This is a genomic window from Arthrobacter tecti, from assembly GCF_054511355.1.
This window is the reverse complement of the sequence record NZ_JBTNCT010000014.1, coordinates 39,216-53,805: the sequence shown is the minus strand read 5'-3', so window position 1 is coordinate 53,805 and position 14,590 is coordinate 39,216. Positions and strand designations below refer to the sequence as shown.

Annotated in this window: 21 protein-coding genes and 1 tRNA gene; 4 read left to right on the top strand and 18 right to left on the bottom strand. The window is 63.0% G+C overall.

The genetic code is table 11. The features are described 5' to 3' along the window. The first annotated feature begins 17 nt into the window (after window positions 1–17). Window positions 18–251, top strand: a complete 234-nt coding sequence (locus ACX80C_RS14605; protein ID WP_459327177.1) for a hypothetical protein — start codon at window positions 18–20, stop codon at window positions 249–251. Here ACX80C_RS14605 and ACX80C_RS14600 read toward each other — a convergent pair. The 17 genes from ACX80C_RS14600 to ACX80C_RS14520 form a co-directional block, all read right to left on the bottom strand. Further along, complete coding sequence (locus ACX80C_RS14600) at window positions 245–3,526, bottom strand: hypothetical protein (RefSeq protein WP_459327176.1); 3,282 nt, start codon at window positions 3,524–3,526, stop codon at window positions 245–247. The genes ACX80C_RS14605 and ACX80C_RS14600 overlap by 7 nt on opposite strands. A 151-nt stretch (window positions 3,527–3,677) precedes the next feature. Next, window positions 3,678–4,340, bottom strand: coding sequence for a recombinase family protein (locus ACX80C_RS14595; RefSeq protein ID WP_459327175.1), 663 nt, complete (start codon window positions 4,338–4,340; stop codon window positions 3,678–3,680). A gap of 145 nt (window positions 4,341–4,485) precedes the next feature. Beyond that, on the bottom strand, window positions 4,486–4,674 hold the full coding sequence (locus ACX80C_RS14590; protein WP_459327174.1) for a hypothetical protein: 189 nt from the start codon (window positions 4,672–4,674) through the stop codon (window positions 4,486–4,488). 156 nt (window positions 4,675–4,830) lie between these two features. Further along, complete coding sequence (locus tag ACX80C_RS14585; RefSeq protein WP_459327173.1) at window positions 4,831–5,298, bottom strand: phage virion morphogenesis protein; 468 nt, start codon at window positions 5,296–5,298, stop codon at window positions 4,831–4,833. After that, window positions 5,295–5,666, bottom strand: a complete 372-nt coding sequence (locus ACX80C_RS14580) for a hypothetical protein (protein WP_459327172.1) — start codon at window positions 5,664–5,666, stop codon at window positions 5,295–5,297. Before ACX80C_RS14580 ends, ACX80C_RS14585 begins: the two co-directional genes overlap by 4 nt. Beyond that, window positions 5,663–6,049, bottom strand: a complete 387-nt coding sequence (locus tag ACX80C_RS14575; protein WP_459327171.1) for a hypothetical protein — start codon at window positions 6,047–6,049, stop codon at window positions 5,663–5,665. Before ACX80C_RS14575 ends, ACX80C_RS14580 begins: the two co-directional genes overlap by 4 nt. A 14-nt stretch (window positions 6,050–6,063) precedes the next feature. Further along, window positions 6,064–6,678 (bottom strand): hypothetical protein, encoded by a 615-nt coding sequence (locus tag ACX80C_RS14570; RefSeq protein ID WP_459327170.1) that lies wholly within the window; start codon window positions 6,676–6,678, stop codon window positions 6,064–6,066. Beyond that, entirely contained in the window at window positions 6,662–6,817 is a 156-nt protein-coding gene (locus ACX80C_RS14565; RefSeq protein WP_459327169.1) for a ribbon-helix-helix domain-containing protein, read from the bottom strand. Before ACX80C_RS14565 ends, ACX80C_RS14570 begins: the two co-directional genes overlap by 17 nt. After that, window positions 6,814–7,353, bottom strand: a complete 540-nt coding sequence (locus tag ACX80C_RS14560) for a hypothetical protein (RefSeq protein ID WP_459327168.1) — start codon at window positions 7,351–7,353, stop codon at window positions 6,814–6,816. The genes ACX80C_RS14565 and ACX80C_RS14560 overlap by 4 nt, the downstream gene beginning before the upstream one ends. A gap of 439 nt (window positions 7,354–7,792) precedes the next feature. Continuing rightward, the gene (locus tag ACX80C_RS14555; protein WP_459327167.1) at window positions 7,793–8,851 is read right to left on the bottom strand and encodes an AAA family ATPase; all 1,059 of its coding nucleotides are present in this window, start codon (window positions 8,849–8,851) and stop codon (window positions 7,793–7,795) included. Then, complete coding sequence (locus ACX80C_RS14550) at window positions 8,848–9,192, bottom strand: hypothetical protein (protein WP_459327166.1); 345 nt, start codon at window positions 9,190–9,192, stop codon at window positions 8,848–8,850. Before ACX80C_RS14550 ends, ACX80C_RS14555 begins: the two co-directional genes overlap by 4 nt. A 150-nt stretch (window positions 9,193–9,342) precedes the next feature. After that, window positions 9,343–9,540: a hypothetical protein gene (locus ACX80C_RS14545; protein ID WP_459327165.1), complete on the bottom strand. Its 198-nt coding sequence runs from the start codon at window positions 9,538–9,540 to the stop codon at window positions 9,343–9,345. A gap of 79 nt (window positions 9,541–9,619) precedes the next feature. Further along, window positions 9,620–9,898 carry a hypothetical protein gene (locus ACX80C_RS14540; RefSeq protein ID WP_459327164.1) on the bottom strand — a complete coding sequence of 93 codons (279 nt, stop codon included), beginning with the start codon at window positions 9,896–9,898 and terminating at the stop codon, window positions 9,620–9,622. Next, complete coding sequence (locus tag ACX80C_RS14535; protein WP_459327163.1) at window positions 9,898–10,095, bottom strand: hypothetical protein; 198 nt, start codon at window positions 10,093–10,095, stop codon at window positions 9,898–9,900. The genes ACX80C_RS14540 and ACX80C_RS14535 overlap by 1 nt, the downstream gene beginning before the upstream one ends. Next, window positions 10,092–10,412 carry a hypothetical protein gene (locus ACX80C_RS14530; RefSeq protein WP_459327162.1) on the bottom strand — a complete coding sequence of 107 codons (321 nt, stop codon included), beginning with the start codon at window positions 10,410–10,412 and terminating at the stop codon, window positions 10,092–10,094. Before ACX80C_RS14530 ends, ACX80C_RS14535 begins: the two co-directional genes overlap by 4 nt. A 74-nt stretch (window positions 10,413–10,486) precedes the next feature. After that, window positions 10,487–10,747, bottom strand: a complete 261-nt coding sequence (locus tag ACX80C_RS14525; RefSeq protein ID WP_459327161.1) for a helix-turn-helix domain-containing protein — start codon at window positions 10,745–10,747, stop codon at window positions 10,487–10,489. After that, entirely contained in the window at window positions 10,707–10,916 is a 210-nt protein-coding gene (locus tag ACX80C_RS14520) for a helix-turn-helix transcriptional regulator (protein ID WP_459327160.1), read from the bottom strand. The genes ACX80C_RS14525 and ACX80C_RS14520 overlap by 41 nt, the downstream gene beginning before the upstream one ends. Before the next feature lie 134 nt (window positions 10,917–11,050). Between ACX80C_RS14520 and ACX80C_RS14515 the strand changes: the two genes are divergently transcribed. Together ACX80C_RS14515 and ACX80C_RS14510 are read left to right on the top strand one after the other, a co-directional pair. Continuing rightward, complete coding sequence (locus ACX80C_RS14515; protein WP_459327159.1) at window positions 11,051–11,515, top strand: helix-turn-helix domain-containing protein; 465 nt, start codon at window positions 11,051–11,053, stop codon at window positions 11,513–11,515. Further along, a complete protein-coding gene (locus tag ACX80C_RS14510; protein ID WP_459327158.1) occupies window positions 11,508–12,734 on the top strand; it encodes a tyrosine-type recombinase/integrase in 1,227 nt (408 codons plus the stop codon). The genes ACX80C_RS14515 and ACX80C_RS14510 overlap by 8 nt, the downstream gene beginning before the upstream one ends. 94 nt (window positions 12,735–12,828) lie before the next feature. On the opposite strand, the gene ACX80C_RS14505 is transcribed toward ACX80C_RS14510, so the two are convergent. Beyond that, a tRNA-Leu gene (locus ACX80C_RS14505) sits at window positions 12,829–12,904 on the bottom strand. A 233-nt stretch (window positions 12,905–13,137) separates the two neighbouring features. Between ACX80C_RS14505 and ACX80C_RS14500 the strand changes: the two genes are divergently transcribed. After that, entirely contained in the window at window positions 13,138–14,520 is a 1,383-nt protein-coding gene (locus tag ACX80C_RS14500; protein WP_459327157.1) for an ABC transporter substrate-binding protein, read from the top strand. Window positions 14,521–14,590 lie beyond the last annotated feature (70 nt).

Sequence of the window (14,590 nt, the reverse complement as noted above, 5' to 3'; positions counted from 1 at the left end):
GCCGACCGGCACCAAGTATGGATGATGCCGAGCACGACGACTGGGAAGCATTCGGCGCCGACATGGTCTGTCCGGGGTGTCTCACGGGCGAGGAGGTGGACGATATTACCGAAGACATGTTCAACATGGGCCAGCGAATATTCGACAGACCTCCACTGCCGCCACGACCCCAACGCACTTTCGAAGAGGAAGCTGCCAGATTTCTCGATCCCCACGCCAAACCGGATGATCAGGGCTTTCCGGCTCAGTAAGCCGTCCTCTCCAGTTCCTCGAACTTCTCTTCGAGCCAGTCTTCCCATTCTTCGCGGATGGCTTCGGGGTCGGCGTCTCCGTTGACGGTCAGGTTCAGGGTGGGGTTGAAATTGACCACAGTGCCAGCTCCACCGCCGCCCCGGTACGTGTTGACCAGGTCATCGAACTTCACTGTCTCCTCTGGGGAGAGGACCCGCTCCGGCTTCCCGGATAGGTTCACCGCACCCCGGCCGGGTTGCAGGATGCCCCCGGTGTCGAAGATCCCGAACTTCGAGCCGATGGTGTCGAAAATCTTCTGCCCCACACCGACGGCCAGGTCAGCGATGAACGTGTCGCTGAACTTGTCCCGGATCATGGACACCAGGCCGTCCATGATCCCCGCGAACGGGTTGAACCAATCCCCGCCGCCGCTGTCCCCCGGTGGCGCTTCTGACATACTGCGTGCCTGCCCGGAGCGCGGTGGACCATAGATGCCCTGCAGCTTGCCGATGTCCCGCGAGGTCGGATTCAGGATCCGGCCGGACATCATCGGCTGCATGATCGAATGCCCGTTGTCGTGACCCAACCCCATGATGTGCCCGAGCTCGTGGATTGAGACCGCCCGTTTCATGCCCGGTGACATGCCCGGACCCATCCCGGCTGTGTTGTAGGTGATCGCGTTTCCGCCGGCCATGGCGAGGGCGTGATACCCGAACGTCGAGTTCGGGATGAACGCGTTGTACCCGTACACCCCTGGGTAGTCCTTGCCCATGTAAGTCTGTAGTGCGGACAGCCCGTTCCACGCGGCCGTGGCGGACGGTAGCTGCCACTGGCTCATATTGGAACCCATCGCGGACACGGACATCTTGCCCTGCTTGCGGAGAATGTTCACGATGTGGTGGTTCATGTCCGGGGTCGCCCCAACACCGCCCTTGAGGGAAGCTGCGAGGGCATCCATGCCCCGCTTGCCACCAGCCCGGCGGGTGGTGTCCGCGTCGAACACGTATTCCTTGCCGTGGACCACACCGGCCTCCTGGTGCACGCCGCCGTCGCCCGTGTACCCGCCCAGCGCGAACGCACGCTTCGGCCCGCCCGACGTGGACACACCCGTATGCTTGGCAGCTTTGAGCGGGTTGTGCACGTAAGGGAGCGGGTCGACGCCGAGGAACCCGGCAACCTTGTTGAAGGTCTTGATGATCCCGTCGTTAATGACCGTGTCAATGACAAAGTTCACTGGGGCTGAAGCAATAGCTTTGATGCCCTCCCAGATCGCCCCCACAGCTTCAACGCCCTTGCCGAATGCGGCGGGGATGACCTCCTGAATGAACCACATCATCGTGTCGAACACCGGCTTGATGTGGGCTTCCCACACGTCGGAGATGACCGCGGAGATCCCATCCCAGACCGGTTTGATGACGTTCTCGTACAACCACTCGAAGGCCGGGCCGAGAATGGTCTCCATGAACCAGACCACGGCGTCGAAGACCGGGAGGACAGTGTTCGTCCACCAGATGCCGATGGCCGCGCCGAGGAGTTGGAAGACACCAGAGGCGAGCATCCAGAAGGCGTTGAACGCCCCGCCGAGGAACCCGAGGACCGCTTTGATCCCGGGCCACACGTAGGTGGTGAACCAATCGACCACGGCGCCCACGGCCGTCTGGATACCAGACCAGACCGCGTTCACTCCGTCGCGGAACCATTCGACATTCTGGTAAGCCCAGACGACGCCAGCCACCAGGGCGGCGAGGGCCAGCACGACGATGCCGATGGGGTTCGCGTTCAGCGCGGCGTTCAGGAGCCACTGCGCTGCCGCCCACGCCATCGTCATCCCCCGGACGAGGGGCAGGGTTTTCAGGAACGGGGCGAGCCCGCCGGCGGCTTGTACGGTCAGGGCCGCGTTCGCCGCCCACGTCGCACCAGCCAGAACACCGAAGCCCACTGCCGCGCCGAGGATCAGCGGTGCCGCCCGGGTGAAGAATCCGAGCACCGGTTCAACGACGGGCAGCACGGCTTCCGCGATCCCAGACACCGCGTCCATCGCCTTGCGCTTGATTTTGTCTAGGGCAGACGCCGGGCCTGTCGTGAGACGGTTCGCTACGTCGCTGGCTTTCCCCGCGGTGTTCTCGAGCTTGCTGTCCATCGTGGACAGGGACCCGAGGAAGGAAGGGATCTTGGCTTTGTCCAGGTCCTCCAGCGGGGTGCCGAACAGGGCTACGGCGGTCATCGCCTGCTCTGCGGGGTCTTTCATGCCCCGCAGCCCGGACACGATCCGGTCGAACGCACCCCGGGCGGTATCCCCGCCGGCCAACAGTTTCCCGGCCATGTCCTGGGCATTCAGCCCGAGCGAGTTGTATGCGTCGGTCACAGCGGTGTTGTCGGTTTCCGTGGCGAGGATCGAAAACTCTTTGAGGGCGTCGCCGGCTTTGTCGAGCCCTATGGTTCCGTCCTTGGACGCCGCAGTGAGGATGCCGAGCGCTTCGGGGCCTTTCAAGCCGAGGGACGCGAAGAACGTCCCGTATTCGCTGGTGGCGTCGAGGAGATCGCCCTGGAAGCCCTTCCCGGTGTTCTGCGAGGCTGCGGTGAGGAGGTCGAAAGCTTCTGTTGCGGACCCTGCGAGCCCGTTTTTGACGAGCTGGCCCGCGGTGGTGGTGATCTTGCTGACGTCTTCGCCCATGATCGCCGCGATGCTTACGGCGTTCTTCGCGGCATCGGTCAGGGCTTTGTCTCCCATCGGCCCGAACGCGCCGAGCACCCCACGGAAGCTGTCCCCGACCTCCGTGATGGAAGCCCCGTAGCCGTCCGCGTAGGCCTTCCCGGCGAGTGTGCCTAACCGTTTCGTCTGCTTCGGATCCAAGCCCATCTGCGCGCCGAGCAGGGACACCGCCGAGTCCTTAGCAACCGCGCCAGCGATACCTGCAGCTAGGGCTATCCCTGCCGCTGTGCCAGCGGCCGCGAACCCGGTCTTGAGTCGCTTCTTCGCGTCGTCGGACATCCCGGTGACGGTGTCCCGCACCCGCCGGGCAGCCGAGTCGATGCCGTCCTTGATACCGGAGAACGCGTTCTTCCCGCCGACCTTCTCGAAAACCTTCTCCATAGCGGAGGTTTTTGCGTTGAGCTTGTCCCATGCGGTTTGGGACTTCCGGCTTGAATCTTCGATTGCTTTGGACTGCCGTTTACCGGCGGTCTCGACGGTTTTCGTGGCGGACCCGAGGTTCTCCTCCAAGTCGGCGACGCCTGCGCTGATATCGTCGCGCAGCTCCGCGATCAGTGTGACGCGGCCTTCCTCGCTTGCCATCGCTTCTCCCTCGGTCTGTGACCTTGAGAATCGCGGGAATCCGGGCTATTCAGTGGGAGGGGCGAGGTGTCAGAGCGTGGGAGCGGTGACCATGTTCCCCCCCGGAGGCGGGAACATGTGATTCGTGGAATGAGTTCCCGGCGCCGGGGAATCATTGACCCAGACCGGCGACTGGGCGACTGAGTACCTGGCGGACGGTGGAGGCGTGCCAGCGGCCACCCGTCGCCGTTGGGACGCCCTCAGCGTTCAGAGTGTCCGCTATCCGGGCCATGGATGCCCCGCCCTCCCGTTCTGCACGGATACGGGCAACTGTGGCGTCTGGGAGCACGCTGAGACGGCCCATGTGCCTGTCAGGGTCATCCCGCTTGATGCGGGCCATGCCTTCGCGGGTGCGCTCGGCGATTTTCTTTCGCTCCAGCTCAGCGAACGTCACCGTGATTTGGGCCATCGCGGATCCGGTGATGGAACTGGTGTCGATGTTCAGATCCAAGCAGATCAACGCCCAGCGTTGGCGAGCCGCGGTTTCGAGTACGGCGGCGAAGTCCGCGACGTTGCGGCTGAGGCGGTCGAGCTTGGAGACAGCCAGGCCGTCGAACTGGCGTGCCTTGAGGTCTGCGAGCGCTTCGGCCAGGACTGGCCGGTTCCGTAACGATTTCGCTGACGCCGCGTTCTCCCGCCGGATGGTGAGGTTCCAGCCGAGACGGGCTGCTTCTGCCTCCAGTGCGGCTACTTGAACCTCGGGCGAGATGTCTTGTTTGTTCGTGGAAACGCGCACGTATCCGAGGATTTTCAGGGGTGCCGGACTTTCTTCCATATTCTAATCATACACAAAGGGTTCCCTTTATGTATAGATAAGTGGGCCAGCCGGGCTAAGGACACCGTTCGCCGCGACATCCGAGGTGGCGTATTTACGCCACCTCTGTCTGCCCGCCGCCGGGGGTACGCAAAATCTGCGTACCCTACCGCTTCAAACCCGCCTCATACCCGAGCAGCAGCGTTTCGATCCTGCCCCGCACCGGACCGTCGTTGCCGTCCGCGTCATCGTCTGGCATGGCTTCTAGGACACCGCGGAACATTGCCATCACGGAAGCGATGTCGTCGGCGTTCAGCGGGGCGAGGATCGCCTTCATCCGCTCTAGCATCTCCATACCCCAATGGTGCCACCGCGGCCGGTTGAGAGGGTGGACGTGACTGAGCCCGCCGGGGAAGGAAGGCCGGCGGGCTCAGCGGGTGCGGCCCCGGGAAGCTCCGCAGCAAGCGGGGTCCGCACGTTTCTGAGGTACGCGTTCAGCGCGTACCAAGCATCAGATCGGGTCCGTTTCGAAAACGTGCCGGTGCAGGATCTTCGCGAAAACCTTGATGTCTTCACGGCGCGGGTCACCGACCATCTTGCGTACCGGGTTGTTGCCCTTCCCGTCTTGGTGGTAGCTGGCGTATTCCACGGCGGTGCCGATGATCATCTGGTGGTCGTTGATGACTTCCACACTGAACGGCCTCTGCGTCAGCGAGTCCTTGAGCTCGCCAGTCAGTTCCAGGATCCCCCGTCCTGGGAAGTGCCGGGCTTTCCAACCGCCATAGTCAGGGTTCAGTGGATCCCAGGGGCCTTCCTTCATGCTCGCGCCCTCAGATCGGAAGGCACCGCGCCATACGCCGGCTTGGTGGTCGGCCATCTTCTCGAACGCGGGGGCCGCGTTCTGCACGTTGAACCCGAACCGCTCCAGCATCGCCGTGAACGGGTCGAACCCCGCGCCTTCAAATCTAAGACTGGTCATCGTGCGGCCTCCAATGCGATGTGGTGCGCTGGTTCGTCAACGATGTCGTCCAACCCGGCGATGAGGATGTCCGCGGACACGAGCCCGACAGCTGCGGTGCTCAGGTCGGCGCGGTCCGCCCCGGGTGTGTTAGCTACCCGGTGGCAGGTGTCCCTCAGGTGCTCCAAGTGGTGGCGCTGGTGCGGCCGGTAATCCTCCAGTGTTGCAAGCCCGAGCCGGTCCAATGCACGCCGGGTAACCGTGTAGGCGTGCTTTTCACCCTTGCCCCGGCTCGCGGCGATCTTCGGCCCAGATGTACCGCTGAGACGCCGGGATAGGACCGTGAGTTCCTCTACCATCTGTTCGAGGTCGCGGTACTGGACCGTCATAGCGAGAGTGCTATAGCTGCGTCGTCGCCAGCGGTGGTGTCGGCGTGGGCGTCTCCGTAAGCGACGGCGGGAGCCGCTGCCACGGGTACGGCCTTGCCCTCAGCGCCGACAGCGACAGCCGCCGCGCCGGCCAGGTTCGCCCCCGCCGTGACGGAGATGATTCCGATCCGGTGGACGATGACTTTCTTCCCGGCGGGGACGTCCCAGCCAGCGACACCGTACGGGCGTTCCCCTGCCCCGCAGGTAACAACTTTGGGTGCTTGGTCCGCCCCGCCGGGGGCAAGCTTCACGAACGTCTTACCGACGACCGCTGCCGCCGCTTCGCAGGTCACCCGGTCAGGTTTGGAGAAGTACTCGAACGCGGGGTTGCTTTGGTATGCCATGGTGTTTGTGCCTTTCAGCTCTGGTGTGGTCGGTTTCCGGTGTGCGTGGTGTTGCGTCCGTCGCGGTCGTAGATCCGGCCGCGGATACGGAAAACTCGGCCGATTGCGTCGTACGGATTCAGACGTGGCGCGTAGCCCTTGACCTGCCAACGGATCGCTACCTCGCCGTCGTCTTCGCCTGCCACGTCAACGACAGGCATTTCCATGCCGCTCAGCTGGGAGTGCGCGGCGGCTGCCAGTTCCTTCACGGCGGCCTCTGCGGCTTCCCAGGCTTTCTTCGCGTCATCACGCTTTTTCTCTGCTGCACGACGCTTGGCGTCGATTGCGTCGAACTGGACGATCAGGGCGTCGTACTCGACTTCCTTCTCGAGGCGTGCGACCTCGCTTGCGGCGGCGGTCGATTCGGCGTCCAGGGTCCGGTAGCGAGATGACCGGATCTCGAACTCGGTTCGAGCAATGGTCAGTGCCTGCGCATCCACAGCGTCGCCACGGGCCGCGGCCTGCTCCATGTCGGTGAGAGCCGCGTTGGCATCGTTCGCTGCCTGCTGCGCTTCCTCCGCACGCTCACCGGCCGTAGCAGCCGCCTCACGAGCCGAATCAAGGGCTGTCGTTTCAGTCTTCGTGGTCATTGTCGGTTTCCTTCTCGGTTGATGAATTGGCTATCAAAGCGTTCGTTGCCGCGGAGAGGCTGATGCCCAGCCGGGCCGCGGTACAGGTCACCCGGTCGAGGTTCGCCGGCGCTAACCGGACGGTCAGGGACTGCCTCATAACCCCACCGCCCTAAAATCTTCTTCCGTCCAGCCGGGGTCTTCTTCGTCGTCCTGAATGATGGCGGTACGGGTGACACCGGTGTCGTCTTCCGAGGCGTAGATGCTCAGCACATCGGTGAGCGACTCAACCGGTGGCGCCTGCGCTCCGAGGAGAGCCAGACCAGTGAGCACCGCGCCGTGCTTCCTGCCAGCGGGAGTAGTTACGTTCAGATCCATTTCCACGAACCGGCGCTTGAACGCAGCGGGCACCACCTCGGCCAGGCGGGTTGGCACATCCGCCAAGTCACCGAACAAGACGTTCCCGTCCTCGGAGAGGCGGAGGTTCGTAACCCACCCTGCCGCTGGCAGGGAATCGCCCAACACCAGTTTCCCGGTGTGAGTGAGCTTGATCGGCGCCCTATCCGTCTGCGGGTCACGGGCAGCCTCAACAGCGGATGCCAGATGCTGTCGGGTGATGACTTTCTCATCCAAGCCGGTGTTCCAGCGGCCAGCCCTGCAGAGCTCTACGTTCTTGAAACTTGTAGTCGGTCTCATGGCTTCACTTTCAACGCTTACGACTTGCCCGTGGGGGATGCGGTCCGGTGTCACTCCGCTTCCAAATGCAGCGGATTCTCAAAAATGTAGAGGTTCTTAGCGTTGTTCAGATCGCCCGTTTTCACCCTCGGCGGGGTCTGACCGGTCGGAAGGGGGATTCAATCCCGAACCGGCGTCTCTGGGCTTCCTCACGGTCTTGGTTGAGGCGTTTGTTCTTCCGCCGTTGCCGTTCTTTGTGGCGGTGGGTGGGCCAGGCGTCGCCGTCACGGATTTTCCGGTCAAGGGTGCTCATGAATGATTCTCCGATTGAACTTGATGGTCTGAATGGGTCCCTCACACGTCCCCTCCCCCTTACAGGGGAGGAGGGGAACGTGGACCCCTGCCGCGTGGACCCCGTGGACCCCTGCGTGGGGCTTGTTTGCGCGGTTCCGTGGGGCGCTCATGCTGCCGTGGACGGTCCACGCCCGAATAGGTGCGTGGACCCCTGCGTGGACCCCCGTGGGACATACACCTTGCTGGGATTTGCCCCGTCCGCTGCGGGGATCTCTCGGAAGTCGATCCGGCCTGCTTTGACGAGCGAATTGAGTTTCCGGCGTGCCCGCTCAATCTGGGAAGGATCCGGCTTGTCGGTGTCGAACATCTGCTCGGCGTAGTCGCGTGCGGTGACGCCGCCGCGCGCGGCAGCGACGATGGTTTCGGCGTCCGCCTGCTCCCAAACTGTGGAGCGGCCGGCGTGGTGGTCGTGGCTGACTTTGAGCGGACCAATAGGTTCTGCAGGCTGTTTCAGGTGGAGCAAATCCACTATCGGGTCTCCAGCTTCGCCCCAGAGCAGGACAACGGAACCGGAGCCGCCGGTTATCCAGGTGGAGCCGTACACGTCGGCGAGGGTGTTGGGTTTCGTGCCGTTCGCCCCGCGCTTGACCTGGTGGTGCAGTTCGAGGACTTCGACGCCGGCAGCGAGAGCGAGCTGCCTGGCCGAGTTGTACCCGGCGCCCACAGCGTCGTCGGAGAGTCCTATCGCGGCATCCTTGAGGCTGTCCACGATGACGACGGACGCCCCAGCCGTCAGGCACATATTCTTGAGAAGCTGTGGGTTCTTGGCGAGGTCGGCGGGTGGTGGTCCCTCCCAGATGACAAGCCTTTCAGAGACAACATCCCGTTCGGTTGGGTGGAAGTGCCGGTGGAGTGACCGCCCGATCTGCCGGGGCCGATCCATCGCTAGGTAGAGGACCTTGCCCTGCACTCGTTGCACGGGGTATCCGAGCACTTCGGGGCTGAGGCCCAGCAGGGCGCGCACGAGCTGCCCGGTGAGGGTGGTCTTCCCAACGCCGGAGGGGCCGACGATCATCAGTGCTTCGCCTTCTGCCCACACCACTTCTTGCCCGGTGCCCCACACCGCGGGGATGGTGTCTGGGATGTCGAAGATGAATGCCCCGCCGTCTGTGAATCGAGGGTCTGGGGTGTCATTAGTAGTGACACCCTCCTCGTCCTCGTTCATGCGGCTCCACCAGCCACAGCGGGTGTCACGGCGGTGAGGGCGCGGTGCCAGGCTGCGAGGACGTCCGGGTCGGATCCGCAGACTTCGACGTAATGCCGGGGTCCGAACGGGAGTTGATGCCATTCCTGCGCCGGCGGCATGACGGCGCCAACATGCAACCTGATCACTGTTCCGGGAGTGAGCCGGCGGAGGGTTTCCCCGGCCCGGCGCTCGAATTCGTGGTAGTCGAAACCGGCTGCAGCGCGGTAGTCGCGCACGTCGATTTCGAGGACTGTGCGGACGGTCGATCCGCCGCGGGGTTGTACTAGGGCAGGTGGTTGAGGGCGCGGATTTCTGAGCATCACCGCACCTTTCGTTCGGGCCGGATGCGAGTCTCGGGTGTCACGAGGTGTGAGGCCTTTCTACAGGTTTCGGATGGTGGACCCTTGCGCGCCCCCAGACGGGTCTGGGGCTCAGTGGCACGCAAGGGCGGTAGGGGGAAGCTCGAAGGTCTAGGGCGGCATGTGGTCGCGGATGGCCTGCACCTCAACGAGGAACGCCTCGGTGATCACGGCGAGTTCTTCGAGGTCGATCACGGGGAGCCACCGACTTCGTAGTCGAGTGCGAACTCTGCGAAGGTTCGCGGACACCTGGCTGACCGGCTGGCCGCGCTCAGCGCCAGCCAGTGGCGCTCCGAACAGTGCGGACACTGCACGACGCACCCGGCCGGATGCCGGGCGCCCCTCGGGAACAGGCGGTCAGGTTTCACGCTCGGGATGGGCGGGGCGGTCATTGGCGGACCTTCAACCAGTCGAGCACTTTCGGCCAGTCGGTATGCTCCATCCGTTCGATGAGCCCGAGTGCGTCCCTGGCCTCACTGATCCGAATGCGACCGCGGGCCTTCCAGTGCGGCGGGATGTCGTGCATACCGTCAACAATCGGCCAAGAGCTGCGAGGTAAGGCTTCAATCTGTTCCACGGTCACATCCCAGATCAGTGCCCACCCGTGCGGCATCGTCGGCATGACTTCACCCTGATGAACCCCCCAGAGTTCCGGCTTCTTAGCCATCAGCACGGCACCTCCGCCTTAGCCTGATCCGCGAGGGGCTGCAGCGCGGTGATCCACTGCGCGGCAACCTCAGGGGTGAGCCATAGCCATAGCGCGGCGTGCTGGTCACCCTCATCGACGCAGGCCTGCGTCCTGCCGTCGAGAACGTGGTGCTTGTTCACGGTCAGAGCCCCGGGACGGTTCACTGTCGTGTTCATGACCGACTCCCGTCCGCGTCGTCGGCGGCGACCAGCAGGGCGGCCCCGATCCAGCGGGCTTCCGTTGGCGTGAGTTCCCAGTTGTTGCCGTGGTGGTCCGTCATGTAGACGACAGGCCGTTCATTGAGGAGTTGCTGGGGGTACACAGTGACGTAGCCTGGCGTGACGCCGTCGCTGTCGATCTCCGGCTCAACAAGCGCGAGCGACACCGTCCGGTCGAAGCCGGCGCAGAAATTCTCGTGCGGAAGACCGTGGTGATCGCACCATTCGGGGCAAACCTCCGCCGGAACTGGGTGGTCGAGCGTATTCTCATACATAGCGAATCTTCTTTCCTTGGTCGGGTTGGATTTGTTGAAGCGGTCCCGGTTACCCCCGGGGCCGCTTCTTTTGGTCAGGCAACACTCGCGGGTGTTCCTGATGCGGTGAGCAATGCGAGCAGCGGTTCGCGTGGGATCAGGATCCGGTTCCCGAGTCGCACGCTCGGGATATCGCCGGCTTCAATTGCCCTTGTGATAGTCCTGGGATCGACTCCGAATAGGTTCGCGACCTCAGCGCGGGTGAGCGCCGCACACTCGGACTCACGCACAGAAGCGAGAGTGATTCGACTGGGTCTACTCACTGGATGCTCGGCTCTCGCTCTGCAGCCAAGCATCAACATCGCTCCGGCGATATCGGACGAAGCGACCGACTGAAATGCCCTTCGGTCCCTTTTCTCGGCTTCGCCACGAGTAGAGGGTGCTCTTCGAGACGCTGAGGTAGTCAGCTACTTCATCGAAAGTGAGTAGACGATCCTCTGCCGCTGTTGCCCCCTTTTGACTCATCTGAATCTCCCATCATCTGGATTTGCGGTGTCCGTTCTGGAGTGACACTGAATTCAGAGTAGGGCGATTCAGTAGGCATTGTCAAGCTTCTGCACACTGTGGCAAACTGAGCATGACACAACGAAGGAGACCGCATGGAGAACAGCCTCACCCTCGAACAGATCATCGGTAAGAACGTCGAGTCCTTCCGAATTAGGCGCGGGCTTTCGCAATCTGAGTTGGGCAGAAAATTGGAACCGTTCACGGGAAAGCCTTGGTCTAGGCAGGCGGTTTCCCAAGCCGAAGCAGGGCGCCGTTCCTATGCTGCCGCCGATTTGTTTGCGCTGTGCTTGGCGCTTGGAGAGTCACTGGCGGATCTGTTCGTGGCGCCCCCGGGCATCGAGTGGGTAGAGACGCCTGCCGGCAAGGGCTACGAAATGCACGTTACTGCGATGGAGGGTAGCCTCCGTCCCTTTGGATCGAAGAAGGTCGATATGATGAACTGGGTTGCCTCTGGCGAGATCCAGGCGCTCTTGAAGGTGGAGGACTTTGTGAAGCTCCGGCGAGAGACCATAAGCAAAGCCGTAAATGATGCGCTGGAAAAGCAGGCCGATGACTAAGCCGCGGCGCCGGCAGGCGGGTGAGGGTGGGATAAACGAGTATGTGACCAAGGCCGGCGTCAGGTACTCGGTTCTGTTCTATGTGCCGGATGAGAATGGGCACCCTAAGCGGGCGCAGAAGCGCGGGTTCACCACCCGGAAGGACGCGGCGAAGGCGTTGCGGGACATTCAGCGAAACATCGAGCGGAACACCTACGTGAAGCCGTCAAGGGGAACCGTCGCCGACTGGCTGCAAGTGTGGACTGAGGGTCTGCGGTTGCGGCCGTCGACCGTGGCATCCTACGAGCGGAACATTAGGCTGCACGTGATCCCGCACATTGGGGCATTGAAGCTCGAGGCGGTGACCGGCGCCCGGCTCACCAAGCTCTACAAAGACCTCGAGACGGCCGGCGGCAAGGGAAACCGCGGGGGAGCGAAGGGGCTCTCAGCCCGAACCGTCCGGTACATCCACACAATCATTTCCGCCGCGCTCCGCGACGCCGTCCACGAGGGCTTACTGGTGGTAAATCCGGCCGACAAGTCGAAGCCGCCCACGGCTGCGGAAGCGAAGGCGCCGGAGATGCACGCATGGTCGCCAGACCAGGCGCGGACCTTCCTGACCTGGGCGTGGGAGAACCGCCCGAACCATGCGCCGATGTGGTCGCTGCTGCTCTCAACGGGGATGCGCCGCGGGGAGCTCATCGGCCTCCGGTGGTCCGACATCGACTTGGTCAATTCGGCTGTTTCAGTTCGCCGGACGGTGGGCGTGATCAAGGACGGGACAACACGGCTGGTCGAGGGGCCCACGAAAACGGGAAGATCCCGCACCGTGAACATAGGCGTTGACGATGTGGTGATGCTGCGTAAGTGGAAGGCTGATCGCGGCACCGTGGGGCTGGGCCTGGTCCGCCAGTCAGCTCATGTGTTTGGGAAGCTCGACGGCTCGGCATCAAACCCTGATGCCGTGGCTGATGCTTTCGTGCGGCAGGTTGCGGCCGCGCAGGTGCATCTCGGGTCGAAGGACAAACCGGCGACCGATGCGGTGCCGACCGTCCGATTGCACGATCTCCGGCACACTCATGCAACGGCGTTGCTGCGGGCGAATGTGCCGGCGAAGGTAGTGAGTGAGCGGCTGGGCCACACGGACGTTATGACGACGCTGCGCGTGTACCAACACGTTCTGCCTGGGATGCAGGCCGAGGCTGCGTCGACCTGGGCGTCGCTGATGGGGTCGGCGTGACCCGTTTTCAAGCTGTTTGGAACCACTGGCGGAACCACGACCGGACCGGAGGTAGCTCCGTGTCCTCGCTTCCCAGCAATGGCGCGGATATGAGTGGTGCCCCAGGTGGGACTCGAACCCACACTGTGAAGATTTTAAGTCTCCTGCCTCTGCCATTGGGCTACTGGGGCGGAACGGCATCACCTGCTCATGCGTCCCATCAAGGATACGCGACCCCGTCACGCCATCACGCGCTCCAGCGTGGTGCAAAGCGCAATCCAAAACGGCTGTGATGAGCGTTACAAGGATGTAATCAGATTCCCTTATCTTGGGCGCTTTTTTGCATTAGCTTTTTCACATACCAGGAACACCTGGTGATCGCATCAAAGGCTCATCATGCCTTTCGATCGAGGAGATAAATTCCATGACAGCAACACGTAACTCCGCGCGGTTCAGCATCGGGGGAAGTGCTCCGCGCGCTGCGAAGATTGCCGCCCTCAGCTTGGGCGTCGCTCTCTTCGCGTCTGCCTGCGGTGGAAACCCCACCCCCGAAGAAGAAGGCGGAGAGTCTTCGGCACCGGCAGCAACGGGGCTGACCTGCCCCGAGAGCCAGGGCGGCGAAGCGCCCCCTCCCGGCGAGAAGGGTGATCCAAGCGCAGTGCCCGAGGCTGAAACCACCTCCGACGCTCCGCTGGTCCTGGGGTCCATCCTGCCCACCACAGGAGCCCTCGCGTTCCTCGGCCCGCCGGAAATCGCGGGTGTAAACCTCGCAGTCCAGGAAATCAATGAGGCCGGCGGCGTGCTGGGCCAGGATATCGAGATCATCCACCGGGATTCCGGTGACACCACCACGGACATCGCCACCCAGTCCGTGACCGACCTGCTGTCACAGGATGTCAGCGCAATCATCGGTGCGGCGTCCTCCGGCGTTTCGCAGACAGTTATCCAGCAGATCACCGGCGCGGGTGTCATCCAGATGTCCCCGGCGAATACGTCGCCTGACTTCACCACCGCTGACGACAACGGGCTCTACTGGCGTACGGCTCCCTCCGATGTTCTGCAGGGCCGTGTGCTCGGCAACTACATCATGGCGTGTGGCGCCCAGACCGTCGGCATGATCGTCCTGAATGACGCCTACGGTACCGGCCTCGCAGCCAGCATCACCGAAGCGGTTGAGAGCGCAGGCGGGCAGATCGTGGCCGAGGAGATGTTCAACGAGGGCGATTCGCAGTTCAGCAGCCAGGTGGACGGACTTGTTGCGGCCGCGCCTGACGCCTACGTGGTCATCAGCTTCGACCAGGCCAACAGCATCATCCCGCTCATGACGGGCGCGGGCGTGGATCCGAACGCAATGTTCTTCGTGGACGGCAACACCGCGGACTACAGCGAAGACCTTGATCCAGGCACCATGGAAGGCGCGCAGGGCACCCAGCCCGGTTCCTTCGCCGGTGACGAGTTCAAGGCCGCCCTCGCCGAAATCGATCCCAACCTGGATGTGTGGAACTACGCAGGCGAAAGCTATGATGCCGTGAACATCATCGCTCTGGCAGCAGACGCTGCGGGAAGCATCGAGGGAGCGGACATCGCAGCGGAGCTTGAGGCCGTATCGAAGGAAGGCACAGAGTGCTTCGACTTCGCGGGCTGTATCACACTCCAACGCGGCGGTGAAGATATCGACTACCAGGGTATTTCCGGTCCCATCACATTCGATGAGAACGGTGACCCGACAGAAGCCTTCATCGGCATCTACGAGTTCGACGAGAACAACGTACCGCAGCCCTACCGTTCCGAGTCCGGACAGCTGTAGGACAGCAGCAGTAGCTAATCACTCGCACAGACAAAGAAGCCCTTCCCCGGCAGGGGAAGGGCTTCTTTGC

Excerpts from the sequence above, each read along its gene's own strand:
- ACX80C_RS14605 (WP_459327177.1), top strand. The coding sequence starts at position 18 with ATGGATGATGCCGAGCACGACGACTGGGAAGCATTCGGCGCCGACATG.
- ACX80C_RS14600 (WP_459327176.1), bottom strand. The coding sequence starts at position 3,526 with ATGGCAAGCGAGGAAGGCCGCGTCACACTGATCGCGGAGCTGCGCGAC.
- ACX80C_RS14595 (WP_459327175.1), bottom strand. The coding sequence starts at position 4,340 with ATGGAAGAAAGTCCGGCACCCCTGAAAATCCTCGGATACGTGCGCGTT.
- ACX80C_RS14590 (WP_459327174.1), bottom strand. The coding sequence starts at position 4,674 with ATGGAGATGCTAGAGCGGATGAAGGCGATCCTCGCCCCGCTGAACGCC.
- ACX80C_RS14585 (WP_459327173.1), bottom strand. The coding sequence starts at position 5,298 with ATGACCAGTCTTAGATTTGAAGGCGCGGGGTTCGACCCGTTCACGGCG.
- ACX80C_RS14580 (WP_459327172.1), bottom strand. The coding sequence starts at position 5,666 with ATGACGGTCCAGTACCGCGACCTCGAACAGATGGTAGAGGAACTCACG.
- ACX80C_RS14575 (WP_459327171.1), bottom strand. The coding sequence starts at position 6,049 with ATGGCATACCAAAGCAACCCCGCGTTCGAGTACTTCTCCAAACCTGAC.
- ACX80C_RS14570 (WP_459327170.1), bottom strand. The coding sequence starts at position 6,678 with ATGACCACGAAGACTGAAACGACAGCCCTTGATTCGGCTCGTGAGGCG.
- ACX80C_RS14565 (WP_459327169.1), bottom strand. The coding sequence starts at position 6,817 with ATGAGGCAGTCCCTGACCGTCCGGTTAGCGCCGGCGAACCTCGACCGG.
- ACX80C_RS14560 (WP_459327168.1), bottom strand. The coding sequence starts at position 7,353 with ATGAGACCGACTACAAGTTTCAAGAACGTAGAGCTCTGCAGGGCTGGC.
- ACX80C_RS14555 (WP_459327167.1), bottom strand. The coding sequence starts at position 8,851 with ATGAACGAGGACGAGGAGGGTGTCACTACTAATGACACCCCAGACCCT.
- ACX80C_RS14550 (WP_459327166.1), bottom strand. The coding sequence starts at position 9,192 with ATGCTCAGAAATCCGCGCCCTCAACCACCTGCCCTAGTACAACCCCGC.
- ACX80C_RS14540 (WP_459327164.1), bottom strand. The coding sequence starts at position 9,898 with ATGGCTAAGAAGCCGGAACTCTGGGGGGTTCATCAGGGTGAAGTCATG.
- ACX80C_RS14535 (WP_459327163.1), bottom strand. The coding sequence starts at position 10,095 with ATGAACACGACAGTGAACCGTCCCGGGGCTCTGACCGTGAACAAGCAC.
- ACX80C_RS14530 (WP_459327162.1), bottom strand. The coding sequence starts at position 10,412 with ATGTATGAGAATACGCTCGACCACCCAGTTCCGGCGGAGGTTTGCCCC.
- ACX80C_RS14525 (WP_459327161.1), bottom strand. The coding sequence starts at position 10,747 with ATGCTTGGCTGCAGAGCGAGAGCCGAGCATCCAGTGAGTAGACCCAGT.
- ACX80C_RS14520 (WP_459327160.1), bottom strand. The coding sequence starts at position 10,916 with ATGAGTCAAAAGGGGGCAACAGCGGCAGAGGATCGTCTACTCACTTTC.
- ACX80C_RS14515 (WP_459327159.1), top strand. The coding sequence starts at position 11,051 with ATGGAGAACAGCCTCACCCTCGAACAGATCATCGGTAAGAACGTCGAG.
- ACX80C_RS14510 (WP_459327158.1), top strand. The coding sequence starts at position 11,508 with ATGACTAAGCCGCGGCGCCGGCAGGCGGGTGAGGGTGGGATAAACGAG.
- ACX80C_RS14500 (WP_459327157.1), top strand. The coding sequence starts at position 13,138 with ATGACAGCAACACGTAACTCCGCGCGGTTCAGCATCGGGGGAAGTGCT.